3 protein-coding genes are annotated in these 1,972 nt (G+C 65.1%); all 3 read left to right on the forward strand.

The genetic code is table 11. The annotated features are described in order from the left end of the window. The coding region (locus ELR45_RS38345) for an MFS transporter (protein ID WP_205856847.1) at window positions 1–519 on the forward strand (519 nt) is incomplete at its 5' end. Window positions 520–544: 25 nt separating this feature from the next. Continuing rightward, window positions 545–1,333: a DUF899 family protein gene (locus tag ELR45_RS18740; protein ID WP_129667743.1), complete on the forward strand. Its 789-nt coding sequence runs from the start codon at window positions 545–547 to the stop codon at window positions 1,331–1,333. Between the two features lie 66 nt (window positions 1,334–1,399). Then, a complete protein-coding gene (locus ELR45_RS18745; protein WP_129667744.1) occupies window positions 1,400–1,729 on the forward strand; it encodes a YciI family protein in 330 nt (109 codons plus the stop codon). Window positions 1,730–1,972: the final 243 nt, after the last annotated feature.

The raw sequence follows: 1,972 nt of genomic DNA on the forward strand, positions 1-1,972 counted from the left end.
TTCATCGGCTCACTGCTGATGCAGCAGCAACTCGGCTACACTCCGACCGAGACCGGACTGGCCTGGCTGGCCACGACCGCGACGATCCTGCCGACAGCGATGATCGGTGCCCGGATGGCGACCCGAATGAACGTGGGATGGCTGATGATCATCGGCCTGTCCTTCTTCACCTTCGGCGCGGTGTGGCTGGCCAGGATCCCGGCCGATGCCGGATATCTGGACGGACTGCTGCTGCCCTTCCTCTGCGCCGGAATCGGGTTCGGGCTGTGCGAGCCGGCCATCCAGATCGGCGCCCTGACCGGAGTGGCCCACTCCGATGCCGGGCTGGCATCTGGCCTGGTCGAGACCACTCGCGAGGTTGGCGGCGCGACCGGTGTCGCGGCCGTGTCCACCGTGTTGGTCATGAACTCCGGTCTGGACAGCTTTCACATCGCGTTCGCCGCCATCGGCGTGCTGACCCTGCTGAGTGTGATCACCGCAGCGGTCGGATTCGCCCGACCCGCCCGTCAACGTACCTGACATTCAACCAAAGGAACTGATTCAGATGACCATCGAGAACGCACCCGAGCCCACCATCACCGATCGGGCCACCTTCGAGTCCAACCTGGCCCAGCTACGCACCCGGGAGAAGGCGCACACCCGGGCCGGCGACGCGATCGCCGCAGCCCGACGCCGGCTGCCCGTGGTCGAAGTGGATCCCAGCACCACGCTGATCGGACGCGACGGTCCGGTCCCGCTGATCGACACCTTCGAGGGCCGCCACCAGCTGATCGCGTACTACTTCATGTGGTACCCCGGACGGCCCGCGGCCGAGCAATGCGAAGGCTGCACCTGGAACAACACCCAGCTCGACGAGCTGTCCTACGTCCACTCCCGAGATGTCACCTACGCCGTGTTCTGCCAAGGCCCCTACGACGAGAGCATCCGCTACCACGACTTCATGGACTGGACGATGCCCTGGTACTCCGCACAGCACTCTCTGGACACCCTCTTGGTCGGACGACAGATCGGCATGATGCACGTCGTCTGCTACCTGCGACACGGCGATCGCGTCTTCGAGACCTACTGGACCACCCGGCGCGGCGTCGAGACCGTCGACATCAACTACCGCCTCATGGATCTCACCCTCTACGGACGGCAGGAACCATGGGAGGACTCACCAGAAGGCTGGCCACAGTCCCACGAACAGAACACCCGGATCAACGGCCGACCCACCGCTCAATGGTCACGGATCAACGCCGGACGATCCGACGACCTCACCGGTGGCGGTTCACCGGGACCCGCAGAGCCATCGGCGTCGCCTGGCTCCGGTGGTTGTGACGCATGCCAGTGAAGCTGCCCGAGCGGCGAGGCCAGCGGGGCCTGATGTCCGAACGAAACCATGAGAGCCGGAGGTGTCATGAAATACGTCTTGCTGATCTGTGACGACGAGGTCGACCCGCCCACCATGCAGGAGCTGGGTGCCGATCCCGTCCACCGGGCATGGGAGGACAAGGTGCGCGGGTCGGAGCTGTGGGGTGAGCGGCTGCGGCCGACGGTCGATGCGACGACCGTTCGCGTACGCAACGGGGAGATGCTCGTCTCCGACGGCCCGTTCGCGGAGACCAAAGACTTCGTCGGCGGGGTGGTAGCGATCGAATGCGAGAACCTCGACAACGCCATCGAGATCGCCGCCAGCCACCCCTACGCACGCCGGGGAAGCGTCGAGATCCGCCCGGTCTGGGAATGACGGAACCCGACTCCACCGAGTACAACGCACTTCAGTTCGGGCTGGCGACTCCTGGTTTCCGAGCTGTATCCACACGCTCGATCGACCGCACTCAAGGAGAGGATCAATGAGCATTCCTTGCTGTCAGTTGATCGGGTGTTGTGTGCGCCGGACGATGGCGGGGCGTGGTGAATGAAATCCTCGTCTGAGGGCGGCTCAGACTGGCGTCGGGGTGGCGCCGAGCAGGTCGAGCGAGCGGCGCGT

It is taken from the genome of Phytoactinopolyspora endophytica, assembly GCF_004138495.1.
GTDB classification, from domain to species: domain Bacteria; phylum Actinomycetota; class Actinomycetes; order Jiangellales; family Jiangellaceae; genus Phytoactinopolyspora; species Phytoactinopolyspora endophytica.